The 17911-nt window shown below is 56.0% G+C and carries 10 protein-coding genes and 1 pseudogene; 1 reads left to right on the top strand and 10 read right to left on the bottom strand.

Annotated features, from left to right (window positions below):
• Positions 1-36: 36 nt before the first annotated feature.
• From QFZ34_RS02495 to QFZ34_RS02485, 3 genes are all read right to left on the bottom strand, one after another.
• On the bottom strand, positions 37-5580 hold the full coding sequence (locus QFZ34_RS02495) for an autotransporter domain-containing protein (protein ID WP_307276467.1): 5544 nt from the start codon (positions 5578-5580) through the stop codon (positions 37-39).
• A gap of 21 nt (positions 5581-5601) precedes the next feature.
• The gene (locus QFZ34_RS02490) at positions 5602-6219 is read right to left on the bottom strand and encodes an outer membrane protein (protein WP_307276464.1); all 618 of its coding nucleotides are present in this window, start codon (positions 6217-6219) and stop codon (positions 5602-5604) included.
• Positions 6220-6424: 205 nt separating this feature from the next.
• Entirely contained in the window at positions 6425-7465 is a 1041-nt protein-coding gene (locus QFZ34_RS02485) for a helix-turn-helix domain-containing protein (RefSeq protein WP_307276461.1), read from the bottom strand.
• Between the two features lie 686 nt (positions 7466-8151).
• Between QFZ34_RS02485 and QFZ34_RS02480 the strand changes: the two genes are divergently transcribed.
• The gene (locus QFZ34_RS02480; RefSeq protein ID WP_307276458.1) at positions 8152-8895 is read left to right on the top strand and encodes a hypothetical protein; all 744 of its coding nucleotides are present in this window, start codon (positions 8152-8154) and stop codon (positions 8893-8895) included.
• 507 nt (positions 8896-9402) lie between these two features.
• On the opposite strand, the gene QFZ34_RS02475 is transcribed toward QFZ34_RS02480, so the two are convergent.
• The 7 genes and pseudogenes from QFZ34_RS02475 to QFZ34_RS02445 all read right to left on the bottom strand — a co-directional run bounded on the left by QFZ34_RS02475 (position 9403) and on the right by QFZ34_RS02445 (position 17778).
• Positions 9403-11151: a calcium-binding protein gene (locus QFZ34_RS02475; RefSeq protein ID WP_307276454.1), complete on the bottom strand. Its 1749-nt coding sequence runs from the start codon at positions 11149-11151 to the stop codon at positions 9403-9405.
• 426 nt (positions 11152-11577) lie between these two features.
• Positions 11578-12096 (bottom strand): alpha/beta hydrolase, encoded by a 519-nt coding sequence (locus QFZ34_RS02470; RefSeq protein WP_307276451.1) that lies wholly within the window; start codon positions 12094-12096, stop codon positions 11578-11580.
• A 65-nt stretch (positions 12097-12161) separates the two neighbouring features.
• A pseudogene (locus tag QFZ34_RS02465) lies at positions 12162-12539 on the bottom strand (VOC family protein).
• On the bottom strand, positions 12523-14235 hold the full coding sequence (locus tag QFZ34_RS02460) for a calcium-binding protein (protein WP_307276448.1): 1713 nt from the start codon (positions 14233-14235) through the stop codon (positions 12523-12525). Before QFZ34_RS02460 ends, QFZ34_RS02465 begins: the two are co-directional and overlap by 17 nt.
• A 646-nt stretch (positions 14236-14881) precedes the next feature.
• Positions 14882-15382 (bottom strand): cyclophilin-like fold protein, encoded by a 501-nt coding sequence (locus QFZ34_RS02455; RefSeq protein ID WP_370878708.1) that lies wholly within the window; start codon positions 15380-15382, stop codon positions 14882-14884.
• 35 nt (positions 15383-15417) lie between these two features.
• The gene (locus QFZ34_RS02450; protein WP_307276446.1) at positions 15418-16644 is read right to left on the bottom strand and encodes an MFS transporter; all 1227 of its coding nucleotides are present in this window, start codon (positions 16642-16644) and stop codon (positions 15418-15420) included.
• Positions 16645-16722: 78 nt separating this feature from the next.
• The gene (locus tag QFZ34_RS02445; RefSeq protein WP_307276443.1) at positions 16723-17778 is read right to left on the bottom strand and encodes an alpha/beta hydrolase; all 1056 of its coding nucleotides are present in this window, start codon (positions 17776-17778) and stop codon (positions 16723-16725) included.
• Positions 17779-17911 lie beyond the last annotated feature (133 nt).

The following is a 17911-nucleotide window of genomic DNA, read 5'->3' as shown; positions in this document are numbered from 1 at the left end:
TGCGCGTCGATGGGGCTGCCGTTCCGCCTGTTCATGCTAAAACCTCACGCTTAGATGCGCCTTGAATCCATGATCAGCCGCGTCTGAGGCGAGCTGACCAGTGTAGGACAGACCCAAGGCGGCTTCGGGCGTCAGGTTAAGGCCGAGGCCAATTTCGATAATGGCGGTGTCTTTGGCGATCGGCGCGCCGGCGACAGTAAAGGCGTCGCTGACCGAGAAGGCATGCGTGCTTTCGGGAGTGATGTCGCCAGAGGCGTGCCGCCACCCAAGTGTGCCCTTAAGCGTGGTATCCATGGTGCCGAGCGTAACGTTGTGCTCGCCCCGTAGCCCAAGCGTTGTGTAGGTTATACCGATGGTCTCGCTCGTCCCGCTCAGTGCCGCCGCCCCGCCCCGTTCGGCAAAGCCGCCGCGGTGCAGGTTGACATGGGCTAGATTGGCGAACGGCTCCAGCCGCGTCCCGAAATCAAGCTCCAGGCCATAGGCCAGTTCCCCGAACGCCTGGAACGTGCCGGCGCTGTAATCGGATGAGAGGCTATCAGTAAGTCCCGGGATGGCGACGGAGCGCCTAGTATCGATATTGTGCCAGGTGTAAGCAGCACCAGTGCGCAAGCCCAGCGCGCCCCACCCGGTTCCACTATACAGGCCAAGATGGTAATTGGTGATAGAGCCCGATGACGCCCGGTCCTTTGCGTCAAAGCTAGACTGGCTGTAGCCTGCCAGCAGGCCCATCCGCCAATCACCGATGGATGTGTCCGCACCAATCAGCAAACCGCCTGTCGAGCGGTCAAGCGAAGCTGCATTGCCATTGCTATCGGTCGAGCCCCACGAGCCAAAGCCGTGGCTCCATAATACCGGTCCGGCATGATCGGGGGCGACCGGCGCGGCCACCTCCCCCACACCATAAGCGAGAGCAGGCATAATAATTGCGCCAGTGCCACCGAAAGCCGCACGAAGCCGGTCATTGGCGGCGCTGCGGACAAACCGGCTGTCCTCGATCAGCGTTGTCATCGCTGAGCCGTGGATCTCGCCCGAGAGCGCATCGAAGCTGGCCCGGATAAGGCGGTCATTATCGGCGAGCTGGGCGACCGCATCATAAACCGCATGCCCGGCATCAAAACCGATGCTTTCGATCCCTTGTGCAGTGGCGATCTGGTTCGACGTCAGGGCGACAGAAGCGAAGTCGCGATCGTTACGGACAAGCTCCAGATCGACGGTGCCCGCGCCATAGTCATAGAAAAGGTCGGGGTTCAGAAAGGCAAAGTCCGACGTCACGTCGTCGAATGCTCCTGACAGGGAGCCATCCGCCGAGATGATCGTATAAGCTGAGCGCAGTTCGTATTCCCCGGTCGCGCCGATATGGGCAACAGCACCGCCATTGAGTGTGGCATTGCCGGTCACATGTAAAAGATCGCTGTTCGTACCTTGGGGATTTACGTCCGCCTCGTAGCGCGATCCGGCCGCGAAGCTGAGATCGCCATCGACAGTTAGCGTGCCGATCAAGTTTCCCGGCGCAAGCGTGCCGCCGGAGGCAACCGTCGTTGCGCCAACTGTGCCGGTCCCGTCCAGGCGACCGCCGTCAAGGATGAAGAGGGATCCGCCAAGTGCCTTATTGACCACGAGGGTCATATCGGAAAGCGCAGTGGTTCCTACAAATCCGGAGCTGTCGCCTGTGAGCGCGACCGCACCGCCGCCGGTCAACAGGAGCGTACCTGCGCCGCTGATCGTACCTGCATAACTGCCGGTATAGGCTTGATTGAAGGTAAAGCCGCCATCGGCACCGATCGCAAGGTCGCCGGCAAAGCGATTGGTGGCTGAAACCAGGACACCTTCACCGACCGTCCAGTCAAGGCTCGAACTGCCGGCAAGCATCAGTTTGCCAGCGCCGCGCTTGATCATCTCACCGCGGGTACCGTCCAGGCTGGTAATATCGCCGGCAAAGCTTCCGTCACTGGCTTGATCGAATATAACGGCGCCGGCATTGCCGATTGAACCGCCAATTGCGTTTGTATCTGCGACCAGAGTTCCAGCCCGCACGCGTGTGTTACCCAGGTAGTTGTTTTTTCCCGACAGTTCCAGGGTGCCGTCGCCAAGCTTTTCAATATCGCCCGGTCCGGAAATCGCGCCGGACAGGGTAAGCGTGCGGTCGCGGAAAACATCAAATCGTCCAGCGTTTTCAAGGGTGACTGCACGAGCGGAGCTGAAGCCAGTCGTTGTGGCGAGCGTTCCACCGTCGAAAACCAATCCCCCCGAAGACGCGCCAAGATTGGCATCCGACGATAGCCATAATGTTCCGGACGCAATCCGGGTACCGCCGGTGTAGGTGTTGTTGCCGGAGAGTACCAAAGATCCGGCACCTGTCTTCACTAAGCCGGAGGCGCCGCTCAACGTCGCCGATATTCCGGCAGCCATTCCGCTGTCTGCAGCCCCACCAACACCAACCCTGATAATGGTTTCGCTATTTGCGCCACGCAGTTCTACAGGATCGCCTGAGACGCGATATCCGTCGGTGGCAAACTGCATGCCAGTGACACCGATCACGCCTGCGGAGTTGTCAACGGTGACTGCCCCAGACGTTCCCTGAAAGATCGCAAAGGTGGGATTTGGTTTGAAGGCTCCGTTGACCGAACCATTGCCGGAGGTCCAGTTACGCCCGTCCGCCGTCCAGATGCCGGAGCCTCCATCCACGGCACTATTGTCATGTAACGCTGCATTGCCGCCGTCCCAGAAGCCGAGCTCCGCTCCTGCGGCAGAAATCAGATTGACCTGACCGTTGACAGCGGTCTGGATAGACAGATCATCCGCGGCGATGCCCGCCGGCGTCGAACCGATGGTAAGGCCATTGTCCGTCAACCCTCCGGCATAATCGAACAGTCGGTAGACCCCGGCGCCGAACCCGCCCTGATCGGTAATCTCAAGCGTTCCGTCGAGTGTGATATTGCCACCGACCTCGAAGAGCGCCGGCGAAGCAATAACTCCCAGAGCGACATCAATGGTGCTGCCCGCATCGAGCCCCAAGTTTCCGGTCACAGCGAGTGACTGTCCCTGCTGACCCGACAGAATACCGCCATTGGAGAGCGAGAGGCTTCCCTCAATCTTGCCGCTCCCGGCAACCCGCCCGGTGGCAGAGGCGTCAACATTGCCGCCGAAGAGGCCATTCACCCGCAAGCTGCCGCCGTTCACCAAAGCTGAGCCTCCGAGGCGGTCTGCGATCATCAACTCTCCACCTGTTACCTCCGTCTCACCTGTGAAGCGGGAATTATCGCCATTCAGGACCGTACTACCGTTCTCGTGAAGGATTGTTCCTCGCCCCGCGATTTCAGGAGAAAAATTAAGTGCGGAACCGTCTGGAAGCCCAGTATGATTAAACACAAGCGAACCAGAGCCTCTACCAAACAGCAACACTGCAGATTCGAGCGTGCCGGCTGCCGCAGCGCGCTCGCCCGCTGCCGCACCGATATTGATCGTACCGGTAGAACCAGAAATGCTGCCAATATCAGTGCTTCCTATCCCGCTCCCCGCCCTAACAGCGGCGCCGTCGGCAATCGTCAGGGTGCCGATCCCAGCGTATCCGATACTGAGATTGCCTTTGCTGATCCAGCTTGAATCGCGGCCAGTGATTAAGACATCTCCCTGTCCACCTGGTGAATATCCTACAAAGCCGGCAGCCTCATTCGTTACCGCCCCGGCGTTCATTACCGTCAACGAGCCCTTTCCGTCTGTACCGACGTAGAGATTTTCATTGTTCCACGCAGAGCCGCTACCTACCACGGTGGCTATGCCTTCAGCACCGTCTGCGCGACCGATGAAACCGGTGGCATTGGAGACATGGCCGCCATCCTCAATTGCCAAAGACCCTGTTCCGTAAAAGCCTACATAAAGTGTGTCGCTGTTACTCCATGTTGAATCCTTGCCGGTGACGGTCGCTTCGCTTGTTGAGCTAGCTTCTTTTCCTATGAACCCGAATGTATTCGAAACCTGGCCGCCGTCTTCGACAGACAATGTGCCTGCGCCATTGTTACCAATAATGATGTCGGAAGTGTTTATCCAGGAGGCCCCCGCACCGCTGATCGTGGCCGAGCCATTCGAACCGGAAAAATCGCCAATGGTGCCACCGGAGCCGGACACCCTGCCGCCCTCCTTGATCGAAAGTTCACCCGTACCGAAAACGCCCACGGAAAGTCCGAGAGAATCCCATGATGATCCTTCTCCCAAGACGGTGACAGCGCCAGAGGCGCCGGCGCCGTAGCCGACATAACCGACCCTGCCGGTAATCACCGAACCTCCCTCTTCGATAGTCAGCGTACCTCTGCCCGAATTGCCAAGATTGAGGTCGCCTAAATTGGACCACCTGGAGTTTTTGCCGGTTACAACAACCGCGCCATTTGTACCGGTGCCGGTACCACTGCCGATAACCCCATAGCCATTGGTGACTGTCCCACCATCCTCGATCAGAAGCGTGCCACTGCCCCCGGCATCCCCGACAAAAAGACTATGCGCGTTGGTCCATTGCGAACCAGCACCAGTTATAGTGACGTGACCTTCGGCACCACTACCTGTACCAACATATCCGAACCCGTTGTTGACTGTGCCACCAGCCTCTACAGACAGAGCGCCATTGCCGCCCATACCAATTATGAGATCGTCCACCATTGTCCAGGTCGACCCGGCATCCCTCACTGTCGCCATGCCGGTAGAGCCAGCCTCAACGCCAAGGCCGCCATCCTCACTGCTGACCGTACCGCCCTGTGCTATTGTCAGTGTGCCACTACCGTAATTGCCGACAACAAGAGTATTATGGCTCGTCCACACCGAGCCGTCGCCGGTCACCGTCACCTTGCCAATAGAGCCTGGGCTGAAGCCAATATGGCCCGTCGTGTTGTTGACAACGCCGCCGCTTTCAATGGCCAACGTGCCGTCGCCAAGCTGGCCTACAATCAGATCGCCGCTATTGTCCCAGCTCGAACCGCTACCGGATACGAACACCGTTCCAATGGAGCCGAGGTTCGCGCCTATGTAGCCAAAATTGTTTGTAACCCTGCCGCCATCAGCAATGGTGAGCGCACCATTCCCCATATATCCGACAGACAGATAATTATTATTGACCCAGCTTGATCCGGCGCCGGTCACCGTCACAACGCCAGTGGATCCTGGATCATTACCGATATAACCGCTTTGAGCGTTGCTGACGACGCCCCCATCCTCAATACTAAGCGTGCCTGTCCCGAAGTAGCCCACATATATGCTGCTGTTGCTCAACCAGCCCGAGCCAGAGCCGCTCACGGTTACCTTACCGTCGCTACCGGCCTGGACGCCGATCTGACCGTAGGTGCTGGTGACAATGCCCCCGCCTTCCACAGATAGCGTTCCGGCGCCGGCATCGCCGACATTGAGAACGCCCCCGACATTCCAGATTGGTGATGTCGCTGGCAACGGATTGACATCTCCCGACGTGGTGACGCTTTGCGCTCGTGCGGAAACCGTGGCTGCCACCCCAACAAGGCAGGAAATTAGAGCGGTGGTGGCCAGCAGGAACCGATATCGCCGTGGGGCAGATGTCCATTGGAATGTTTCGTTGATCATTGTGCTTTAGCCGGTGGGAAACTAGAATTTGACGCCCAGGCCAATCTTGACCGCATGTTGGTCAACATCGACGTTGATGCCTTGGAGATCTTTGTCTCCGTAGTCGCTATAGCGGTAATCAAGACGGCCAAAAATCTGGTTGCTGAACGCATAGTCGAGGCCGGCACCGACCGTATAGCCGTTGAAGGCCTTTTCGTCCTCGCCAAGCCCCGGCACCTCCACATAACCGCGTGTTGTGGCCCAGCCGGCCGCGGCATAGACCAGCGCCTGATCGAAGGCATAACCGATACGGCCACGCACCGATCCGGCCCAGTCGGTGCCGAAATCAGCGCCGAAAACTTGCTGTTCATTCCAATTGTATTCCAGGTCGCCTTCGATGCCGATCACCAGATTATTATGGAATTGATGATTGTAGCCGACAAATCCGCCGAGCGTGCCTCCATTGGCGTCTTCGGATCCATTGATGCCAAACCCGGAGAAGTCACCACTGGCCCAGCCACCTCCGCCCTGAATGCCGATATAGCCGCCGGACCAGGTAAAGGACCCTTCTGAAACCGGGGGCCGCGAGTTGGTAACATCGGCTGCCATTGCCCCGGACGAGCCGATCAGAATGAACGAGCAAAACAGAATTTTTCTCAAGGTGCCACACTCCAATGAACATAGAGCAGCCTCACTCTTGACCTCTGACAATGCCAGAAGATCGCTAGCCCCAACCGCCCGAGCCAAATAAATCATGGGAGCGTTTGGAATTTAATGGGTTAGCGGGAGCAGATTTCGGATTTATCCGAGCGCGCAAAAGTCCTTTGCTCAAATGATCTCAGCGCGCAACTGGACCAATTGCTGACTACAGACCCCACCGCGAGGCTCGATAAAACCAGCTTGGTGATTCGCCTTCCCCGGCGGACCAGGTCCTGCGAGCCACGGCGCGCGTTTCGCGCGGAGTCATCCCGTACGTTTGCTGAAAGGCGCGTGTAAAATTAGGCGCGTAGATAAAGCCATGTTCCAGACCTATATCTGCGATAGACTTGTGGGCTTGCCGCTGATCCCGTAGGCAACGACGCGCGAAATGAAGCCGCCGTTTCTGGATATAGGAAGCAACCCCGCCTTCCGGGGAAAAAAGATAGGCCAGCTTGCGGAGCGAAATACCAAACGTAACTGCAAGCCGCTCGGCGCCAAGGCCGCGATCCAGAACATGCTCGTCGACGTAACGTCGTATCTGGTTGAACTGGGCAGCCGCAACCCCGCGCGAGTTATCCTCTCTCGGAGTACCATTGAGTGTCGCGGCGATCAACTCGACTGTGGGTAAAACCATTGAGGCGGCTTGCACGCTATCAAGCGAGGGAAGAGCGTGGAAAAGGCCACTTACATGACTGCGCAACAGACCCATAAGCGGGTTATGGGAACTGATAACGCGCATATTATGTTCGTCTGGCCGGTTGAGTAACGGCGCGAGCAAGAATCGCGGGACGAACAAAGTAATATTGGTGAAATCCGATGCGGAACCCGCATGAGCCTGTGCCGTATCATGGACGATCAGATCGCCGGGACCTGCCTGTGCTTCGAGTTTTCCGTCGCCACGACGCCAAATCCCATCCAGAAAGAACTGCACCTCGTAGTGATCGAAGCCATCCATTCCGATACGATAGCTTGAGCGGCTAAGCTTCTGCTCTACACTCACGCAGTAATTCAGAAGTAGTTCCCCGAAACACAGCGTGCGACCGTGAGTATAAAATGATTCCGGTCTGGCGATGTGGAAATCGTAAAGAGAGCCCGCCGACTCTTCCCAAAACTCCAGGGCTTTTTTCAGCGAAAGGGTGCGTGTGTCGGTATCGAAGAGAACCGTTGTTCTATCTGGCTGCACTAGCGTTCCATTTGCCTCGTTCATTGCACCTTGTGTCCACCTAGATTTCGGTCGCGAGCCTAAAAACTATATGAGCATTCTTGAGAACGGTAATATTGATTGCAAGAGCAATTACTTGCTTTGCGGGGATTATTCTGTGAGTGCGCAGCGGCCGTATGTTGTTCTTCCCAACGGATAGTTTGCGGAAAGCCTCAGCCAGAAGGTTAAAATCACCACCATGACGGTTCCCGAACCTGTGAACCTCAATTCCCGACCAAGGAGAGACCGGGCTTATGAAATAGCGGGCTCAACATGTAGAATTTGCACAGCAACTCTGTATTTCGCAAAGGATTAGTGATTTGGGTCGCTTCGACTGTACAATCGTTCCATGGCGAGAAACCCTTCCTTTGAAAATGACGATAATAGTCAAATTTCGAGCAATTTTGATTGTAGCCCAAATTTCTACAATCCGGAAAAAAGCCTGTTTCGTCTCGTCTAGGGCGTATTTCGCCCCCTGTTTGAACCGAGGCCAAATTGGTCTGACTTGAGTAAACGCAACAATCGATACGCGCAAGGTTGGAAGGGTGCCGCTCATTAAAAATTGGAGGACCTGAATGAGCCTTGACCGGAAAGGCAAGGCAGGAGAGTTTTCTCAGCCTTGTGTTTGTAGCCGGTCGTCACCGGCTGCATGGACGGATAGTCTGCTCACGACCGATCGAAATGGAGTGTAAATGTATTATCTCGATGATCATAGCCTCGGTTACGACCAAATCCGATGGAGTTCCTCTCCTGGAAGCCGCCTTGTGCTCGATTCCATCTATCGTCACGCCCATCTCCCGCTCGTCAATCCGCAACATTCTGATGTCATTCCGTTCTATGAGGATTACCATTTTGGCCGCTATGAGACGAAGCGGTACTCGCTGGCGATTCCGTTTAGCATTGAGGATCTGCAGATGTCCCACGCTTTTCGCGCCGTTGATGCAGCCATGCGAGAAGCCTCTTTTTCACCCAAAATTGCTTGGGATGTCATGGACGCGAGACAAGCAAGGCTGCACGCAACCATCTGTGGAAGGGTGAACGCGGATGAAGTCAAGGAGCTGCTGCTGCGCACGGAAGATCATCTTTTGCGCACAGGCTCTATCCGCTTCCGCCTGGCTGGGCCCCTGGTGGGGGAGAAAAATACGGGACGGATTTACTTCCCCGTCTATCCTGAAAACCGCGAAGGCAATCCGATCCAGACCTTACAGATGACACTCGGGAAGCAGATTACCGATGTCTATCTGCTAGGCTACTATAATTTCCGCGATCATCTTGCTGCGAGTGAAGCCGCGGAGCTGTCTTCGATCCTTGCCAAATTCCGAGATGTGACGATCCTTGAGGGTGCTATTTCCGGATTGGTCGCTTTCGAAACACAAGACGACCTCGTCCTGTCTGGATGTGAGATTGGAAGATCCACGAATTTCTCGCAGTCCTGATGCGTCCGGAGCGCAATGCTTAATTGCCACGACAGTGCTCTATTGATTGGGCAAATTACAGGCCGCGATGGGATTCGGTTTGGTGCCGTAGGCACGTGAGCAAATGAGTGCCAACTGCCTGTGAAGTTGCGTAGTCTCGCTCGTTCGCGGGGTAGTCGGCGATCAGACTGAGATAGGCGCGGATTGCATGTAGCGTCCGACATAGAGATGCGCCATACTGCAAAGTCTTGAGCGGCAACGAATGCAGCTGCTGCTTCATGCCAGGCATAATGGCCCTACCCGCGAGTTCGCCGAGCAATAGATCAGGAGTGAGAAAGGAAAACGTTTAGGCGGTCGTGCAGTGCTTTGCATACGAACGAGACAGTAGAGGTGTCTATCGATCCTGCGCTTTATCCGAAGCAGGAAGCGAGCGGTTGCAAGGCTGTTACCTGTTTGGATTGACTGCCAAGATCACCTGCCGCACCCCTCAGTCACCGCATGACGCACTCGGAGTGGATTCTCCAAATGTCAAAATATAAAATCGCCCTCGTCGAGCGTCGGAGTGATGACGTCATCCACCCAGAGGTTGAAATCCGCCGAACCATCCCCGTTCTCATCGATCATGACACGGGTGATGCCAGGTTCTGCAACAAGACCAACCTCACCAGCTTTGCCAGTGAGGTTATTGTAACCAACAAATGTCAGGTCGAGGGGCTCGTCATTGGCATAGTCCCCGTAAAAGCCGCTGAGATCGATCTTGTCGCCTGCAACCGAATCAAAATCGTGAATTGAGCTAACGTTCTTCCAACTGTAAGCAAAGACAAAGGTATCGGCTCCTTCGCCACCGTAAAGGTCGTCGCCGCCATCAGCATCTTCCAGGGTGTCATCGCCGGCAAGCCCAGTCAGCCTATCACGACCGCTATTGCCGGAGAGATGATTGGCACCCTCTGAGCCTATCAGGACGTCGTCATCATAGGGGCTGCCGATCGCATTCTCGATGCCAATCAATATGTCTCCCGCCGCATCTGCACCTTGTGCGATGCCGCTATTGAGATTGACCCCTACGCCGCGCTCATTATAGGGATCGCCGGAGTATAGGACGGTATCCACACCCGCGCCGCCGTTGATGTAGTCGCCCCCCTCTCCGCCCAAGAACGTATTGTCGCTGGCATTGCCAATCAGCGTATCGGCGTACTCGGTTGCATTGACGTTTTCGACGTTGCTGATCGTTTTCTCGAGGAAATCGCCGCGCAGGACAGTGCCCGCATCAAGGTCGACCGTTACGCCTCCATGTTGAAATGTCTCATCTCCGGGAAAAGTGAAAAATCCCCGAAACGTGATGGTATCGCTACCGCTGCCGCCATCAATCCGGTCGCTTCCGACATCGGGACTGAGATGGTCGTCACCCGCCGCGCCGTCGAGGACATCGTCGCCGTAACCGCCATATAGGCCATCATCGCCGGCTCCACCGCGGATGATATCATTGCCATCCTCACCATCCAGAACGACGCCCTTGTCATTTCCGATCAGTGTGTCAGCGAAATCAGTACCCAGCACCCGTTCAATATTGCGGAGAGTGTCGCCCTCGGCCTCGCCTCCGTGGCCCGTTCCGTTTTTCAGGTTAATCTGTATGCCCGCCAGCGAATTCTCATAAGTAGCGCGATCATTATCGCCCTCGCCGCCATCAATCACATCAGCGCCAGAGCCACCCTCCAGAATATCATACCCGGCACCGCCAAGCAGAATGTCATCATCATCCCCGCCGTACAGTTTGTCATCGACTGCCGTTCCGATAAGCAGATCGTTGCCTTCATCACCGCGTAGAGAACTGCCCTGCTCGTTGCTTGGCAGATAACCACCGGTCAGAGCCGTTTGTCCACTGATCAGGACATCGTCTCCAGCGCCGCCGTACAGGCCGCCATAGCCGACGATGAGCGTGTCGTTGCCGGCGCCGCCGACGAGCAAGTCACGCTCGCCCTCATTATTGCGGCCGCCGGTGAGCCAATCGCTTCCCTCTCCGCCATAAAGGCCGTCAGATCCTGCGCCGCCATCCAGGAAGTCGTCCCCGCCCAAACCATTGATAGTGTCCTCTTCCGCAGTGCCAATCAGATGGTCTTCTCCTTCGGTACCGTCGATAACAGCGGCCGGAATGACTTCATCTGTAGTCGCCAGAAAGGGTGAGTGCCTGATGTGAGCTTGCCACCAACGAGGATCAGTCGGGTCGGAATCCGGCAGATAGAATTCAGTCCGTTGGGAATTTCTCAACAAAGCGGCCATTACGAAGTCTCCTTGGTCAAACCTGAGGGTTACGTCGATGGGGGAGTTGTGATGCGATGTGTTGATTGTTCAAACTAGCATGTATGTCGTGATTGTAAATGGGCGGGTTTCCCGCTTTGACTTTTACTTACTGATGGTTTGGCAGTAAGCTACAAAATCATCGTCACGCCAAATGCATTTTTTATTTCTACACTCTGGCAATATACTTCAATTTTCGAAGTATATTGCCAGAGTGTAGACTAAGGACGATTTAACGCAGTGGGGAACCCTGCCGACTTACCGGCGACCGCGGCATACTGAACTCGGTGCTCATCCGCACGCCAGCGGGTTTGTGATCGCTCGCCCAATTCTCAGACAAGAACAGCCGCAACCCACCTTGACCGGAATTTCGCCGGAAGCCAAGGTTAGCGACAACGGCGTCTGGTTTTAGGAGTGGCCGAGGCCGTCCAAGTACTGATCGAGATGGTTCTTCCATAGTGCTGGCTTGAACAGCAGGGCATGGCCCATGGGAGCAACGATGAACTTCCCCTGTCCGCTCGCCGCCAGAAACCTTTCGAAATTTCCTCGACAATGTCCTATTCGGTAGTACTGGTCATAACTTCCGTACAGCCAGAGCGTCGAAATTCCAGCTGGTGCTCCACGCTCAAAGATAATCGGATTTACGATTTCATGATTGAGGCAACCTCTGCCGAGCCATCCACCGTTGAAATTGATGGCACCATGGAAAACATTCGGGCGCATCCCCGCATAGGCTATCGACAGAATGCCGCCGCGAGAGACCCCGCCGATAGCGAGCCGGCTCTGATCCACGTCCGATCGCTCGCGCAAATGGCGTACGACAGCATCCACATCCTCAACTGCCCTCTCGAAACCAGCAATCGCAATCTCGACATTGCAAGAATAACCGGAACCGTCTGAAGCAAGCCCCTCGATCCGGAAGTCCAAAGTTGCGACACATCAATAAATGACGAGGGAATTCGTGGCATCCCTGATGAAACTCTGCCGCTCGTCTAGTCCGCTACGATCTGCATGAGTTCAATACGATTACCGAAAGGATCGCTTACATACTTTCGCGAGTATCCCTCCAGTGGTTCGTCCGAAATTGTCGGAAAGCCCGCTTTCTCCAAAGTTCGCATATGTTGGAAAGATCACGACGACAAAGCCGGGGTGCGCTTTCCTGGCTGGGGCGAAATTCGTCTCTACGCCAAGGTGAACTCTGATACCACAAGGTTTGAAGGCTTGGATACTTCGTTCAAACCCAGCAATCCTTGGTAAAAGCCTTTGGCCGCATTTTCCTGACCTGCTGGCGTTGCGAGTTGAACGTGGTGAATGCCTTGATCGTCATCTTGTTCAGCTCCGATATCAGCCCCGTTAAAGTTCAAAGGCATCGGAAGTGAGTACGTTCGAAATCCCCTTCAGAGTAATCTGAAAGTCTGCAGTCTGATCGCCGTCAAGATCGATCTGGACGAAAGTTGAATCCGAAGCCTGGACCAGACTCAACTGACCTGCCTCTCCCGTGAAAGCGCGATAGCCGATGAATGTAAGATCTTGCGGATCCTGATTGTTCAATCCGTACGGACCGTAGAAATCTGTGAGATCGATCTTGTCGCCGTCGAGGGAATTGAAATCCTTGATCAGACCGCTGTCTCCATAATTGAAGACGAAAACATCCGCACCAGCACCGCCATAAAGGGAATCTCCGCCGTCTGGATCGATGAGAACATCATCGCCACCAGCGCCGAACACATTGTCGATGCCACCGCCGCCGGATAGGCGGTTTGCCGCATCGCTTCCGGTAAGGGAATCTTCATAAGTTGAACCGACGACATTCTCAATACTGATAATTGTGTCGCCATTGGCGTCGGCGCCATAGGCTGTGCTATTTGCTAGATCGACCGTGACGCCAATTCCAAAGGAACCACCACCACCAAATACCTCGCCATAGTAAATGACGGTGTCCGAGCCGTCTCCCCCATCAATGTGATCCCCACCATCATCACCCGCAAAGGTGTTATCCTTGGCGTCACCAATGAGAGTATCGTTGAACTGCGTTGCGACTACATTTTCTATACTGGTGAACGTGTCGCCCGGATCAAAGGCACCGCCTGAAGCCGTGCCTGCCTCAAGATTGACCGTTAGCGGGCTAAAAACACCGCTATAGGAGCGAAGCAACATCGTATCTGAACCATCGCCCCCGTCGAAATGATCAGCGCCAGCCCCGCCGGTGAAACGGTCGTCACCGGCGTCGCCGCGCAGAATGTCATCACCCGCACCACCATCCAGTTGATCATTGCCACCACCGCCGGACAGATTGTCATTGCCGACAAAGCCCAGGAGGAGATTGTTGCCGTCATCGCCAATGAGCGTGTCGGCGAAGTCGCTGCCGCGAACATATTCGATGTTACGGAAAATGTCGCCTTCTGCCACGCCGCCTCGACCGAGGCCTGTTTGCAGATCGATGGTCACACCGGCGTCTGCCGTGCGATAGTCCGCATAGTCCCATCCGTCTCCGCCGTCCATGAAATCAGCCCCGGCATCGCCATACAGAATATCCTGTTCATTGCCGCCGAAAAGCACATCATTGCCAACGCCACCGTACAGCCTGTCGCTCAGACCGCTGCCGATCAGTGTATCATCGCCCGCGTCACCGTAGACGGTGTCACCATCGGTATTGCCGGAAACACTGCCGCTTATGGGTCCGCCACCGCTTATGAGGATGTCGTCTCCGTCTCCACCGTGAAGCACATCGTTGCCGTATCCGGATGTAAGAACGTCATTGCCCGAACCACCAGACAGAGAATCTTGCCACAATCCATCACCAACAGCGGTATTAAGCCAATCATCACCGTCGCCACCATCAAGGACATCTGACCCACCACCGCCATTCAGAACGTCGTCGCCAGCATGCCCGAACATGCTATCGCGGCCACCATATCCGTTGATGCGGTCATCACCATCCGTTCCGTTTAGAACGTCATCCCCTTGCGTTCCGTCGATGACCGCAAGGGGAACCGTATCTTGTCTCGTCGAGACAAAGACCCCGTTCGAAAAAGAAAACCCTGGCTTATTCGCCTCAACGTCCATCGCGTCCTCCCGCAGTTTCCCGGTTTAACCTGGATAATGCATTAAACTTCCTCAAAATCAGTACTGCAAGCATTAAATCAATATCGCGTAAATATTGATCGAAAGAGTTTATTAAGCGAACGAAGAAATATACTACAAACTTGCGTACAATTTAAGGATAGATTCAAAATAATATTGTTTAATTCTATTGCAAGGATAATCAATATGAAAAAACACAATAAGGGGTTTTGTCCCGCACCGCGCAACCTTTTGACCGCCAGAACGAAGACTGGCCAGATCATGACAAGGATTATGGGCACACGTACCAGATCCAAACCTCTCGAAAGAAGAAAACGAGCGGGAGTCTTCGAGGCCGCCGACCCTGCAAACCCGCTAGTTGTCCCCTCTCGTTTCGAGTAAATATATAATTTGGCAAAACAGGAATGAAAGTCACCAAAGAACGGCGACGGTTTGCGCCCCGAAATCGGTCATTTATGGGGCTCCGTCGGTCCCTGTAAGCGGACTCCGCAGCTCTTCATGCGCCACCCTGTTATAAGTTTTAAGGCTCATCGACCTGCGTCGTGGTTATCGCGCGGCCTCGACTTGGAGGAAGCTCAGTTTCGAATCTTCGCTATTTGGTACATTCCTTCTCGCCCAGACAATGCGTTCAGACGATCCGTTCGATGGTCAGGGGGAACGTCCCGCGCACAAGCAACGGCTCGAAATCGTCGAAGCGGCCGAGCCGGATCAGCCCACCGGAATAGCTGTAGCCGGCGTAGAACATCGCGAGATTGCCCCACGGCGAGAAGTAGCAAAGGTCGCCTGGCGCCTCGTTGCCGAATGGACCACTCGCGTCCTCCGTCAGCTTACGGGGGAGATAAGCGATCTTCTCGTTGCCGGCATAATTTTCGGTGGTCAGTTCTAGGGGTAGCATGGATGCGAAATCGCGCGCCGAGGGGTTGTCATAAAGCGTTGCCGTCAGGCTATGACCGTTGAACATCATTCGAATTTTCATGTCGGTTGGCTCCTGACTTGCCGGATCGTTTTTTTGTTGGGTGAACGCCGGCCAGGGCATAGTGGCGGTGACCAATATCGCTCCAAGGATAGAGCGGCGGAGCGGAGAAAAACCGGGCGCACCGGGCGCAGACAAGATTTGGCTAACTGACATTGCGGTTGCATCGCCAAACTGGCTTTGTCTTTTGCTCATAATAGATGCTCCCTTGACGTTGGCGTGGCCGTGCGTGATCTGTCGTGACGCACCAGCACCACAGCCGCGATAGCGCACGTGAAAAGCACGATCGCGCCGAATCCGAATGCGATCTGATAACCGCCATTGTCGAACAGCAGACCGCCGGAGGCTGCGCCGGCTGTGATGGCGAGTTGCACTACAGCCACCATGAGTCCTCCTCCCGCTTCTGCATCGTCCGGCAGTGCTTCGCTCAACCAGCTCCACCAGCCCACTGGCGCGGCGGTGCCGATCAGGCCCCAAAGTGCCAGCAACCCGGCAGTGGTACCTAACGACGATCCGAATACGACCAGGCCAATCGCGAGCGCCGCCATCATCACAGGCATGGCGATCAACGCTTGGTAGAGGCGCGTACGCAGGACAGAGCCGATAAGGAGGGTCCCGAGTAAACCGGAGACGCCCATTGCCAACAACAGGAGCGATAAGCCGGAAACATTGACGAGCGTCACGGTTTCCAGGAATGGCCGCAGGTACGTGAAAAGCGCGAATTGGCCCATGAAGAAAAGTGCGACGGCCGCCATGCCGGTCGGCACGCCAGGTCGGCGTAAAACTTGAAACGCCGCCAGTGGGTTCGCACGGGTCCGGCTGGGCATGGACGGCAACGTTGCGAGGAGCCACACAAAGGTGATCGCAGCGAGCGGCACCACGCTGAAGAAGGCGCCGCGCCAACCGATATACTGTCCAAGGAAACTGCCGAGAGGCGCAGCAATCGTTGCTGCCAGTGCATTGCCGCCGTTGAGGATCGCGAGGCCACGGGGCACGTCTGCAGCCGGCACGAGGCGCATGACTGTCGCCGCTGACATCGACCAGAAGCCGCCGATTACGACGCCAACAAAGGCACGCCCCGCCATCAGGACCGCATAGTTCGGCGCGAACGCGGTCACGACGCCCGAAATGAGCATCAAAGCTGTGAGCCACAACAACAATTGTCGCCGGTCAAGCTTCGACGTGAATGCCGCGACGAAGAGGCTGGTGGCGACCGCGAATATACCGGAGATCGCGATGGCCTGCCCCGCCTGCCCTTCGCTCAGATGCAGGTCGGAGGCGATTGGCGTCAGCAAGCTGACGGGCAAGAATTCCGAAGCGATGAGCGTCGCAACGCACAAGCTAAGGGCGAGGACAGCGCTCCATGATGCCGAGTCTGGGGCGCTTTCGGTAGTCGCTACCGCGGTTGCGTGGGCCATTTCATGCCTCTGTATTGGTCGAACGACACGCCAGGCAAGCGGAGGGCCCGCGAGGCGCATGGTCCGGTTGTATGTTCGTTAGAAGCTCAGGTTCTCCCGGAAGAAGGCGGTCAGCTTGTCGAACGGGATCAGGTTGACACGGTCATAGAGATCGACGTGACCGGCACCCGGGATGATCACGAGCTCCTTCGGTTCAGAAGCACGCTCGTAGGCGTTTTCGCTGAACTCGATCGAGTGAGCCTGCTCGCCGGCGATGAACAGCAACGGACGCGGCGAGATTGTCTCGATCTGGGCAAACGGGTAGAAGTTCATGAAAGCGGCATTGCTGCTCAGGGTCGGATGCGTGGTCTGGAGCGGCGTCTGTCCTTTCGGGGTGAACTCCCCGCGCGGCGTGCGATAAAAATCATAGAACTCACGCTCGATCGCATTGGAGTCTGCCTTCAGTTCATCAACGGTACCGCCGGTCAGTTTGATTTCGGCGCCCTGGTACTCTGCGAGGCGCTGCTGTGCGGCGACCTTCAGCATTTCCTTTCGCTGTTCGACCGACACACCCTTCCGAAGGCCGTCGCGATTGGCGGCACCCATGTCATACATGCTGACGGTGGCGATCGCTTTCATGCGCGGATCGATCTGCGCTGCACTGAGGGCGAAGCTGCCGCTCCCGCAAATGCCGAGCACGCCGATATTGTCCTTGTTGACGAAGGGCTGCGTGCTCAGGAAGTCGACGGCTGCGCTGAAATCATCCGCATAGATTTCGGGGGCGACGGTATTGCGCGGTTGGCCCTCGCTCTCGCCCCAGAAGGAGAGATCGAACGACAGTGTAACGAAGCCCTGCTCTGCCAGCTTGGTCGCATAGAGGTTGGCACTCTGCTCCTTCGTCGCGCCCATCGGATGGCCTACGACGATCGCCGGAGTCTGGGCGCTCCTGTCGAGGCCCTGGGGCGTGAACAGATTGCCGACGACCTTCATGCCGAACTTATTCCCGAAGGTGATTTTTTCGACGACCACGCGGTCGCTCCTGTAAAAGTTGGCAGCGCCGTTGGACAGGTCCTGGGCGAGCGCGGGGGAAGCGCCGATCGCTAAGCCGGATACCGATCCGAGCATAAGCGCGAGCCCCAAAGCCAATTCCTTCATGTTCGTTCCTTTTCTTATTTGAGCAATTCATTTGGAGAGGCTGATGGCCGCCTAGGAGTAAGTCTCAGTCGGGACAAGCGCTCTTCACACCTCAAAACTTAAGGGATGCAAACTCATTCGATAAGGCGCTATA

The sequence above is a fragment of the Phyllobacterium ifriqiyense genome (genome assembly GCF_030817885.1).
Classification (GTDB): Bacteria; Pseudomonadota; Alphaproteobacteria; order Rhizobiales; family Rhizobiaceae; genus Phyllobacterium; species Phyllobacterium ifriqiyense.
The sequence above is the reverse complement of the archived record's forward strand: the minus strand, read 5'-3'. Positions and strand labels throughout refer to the sequence as shown.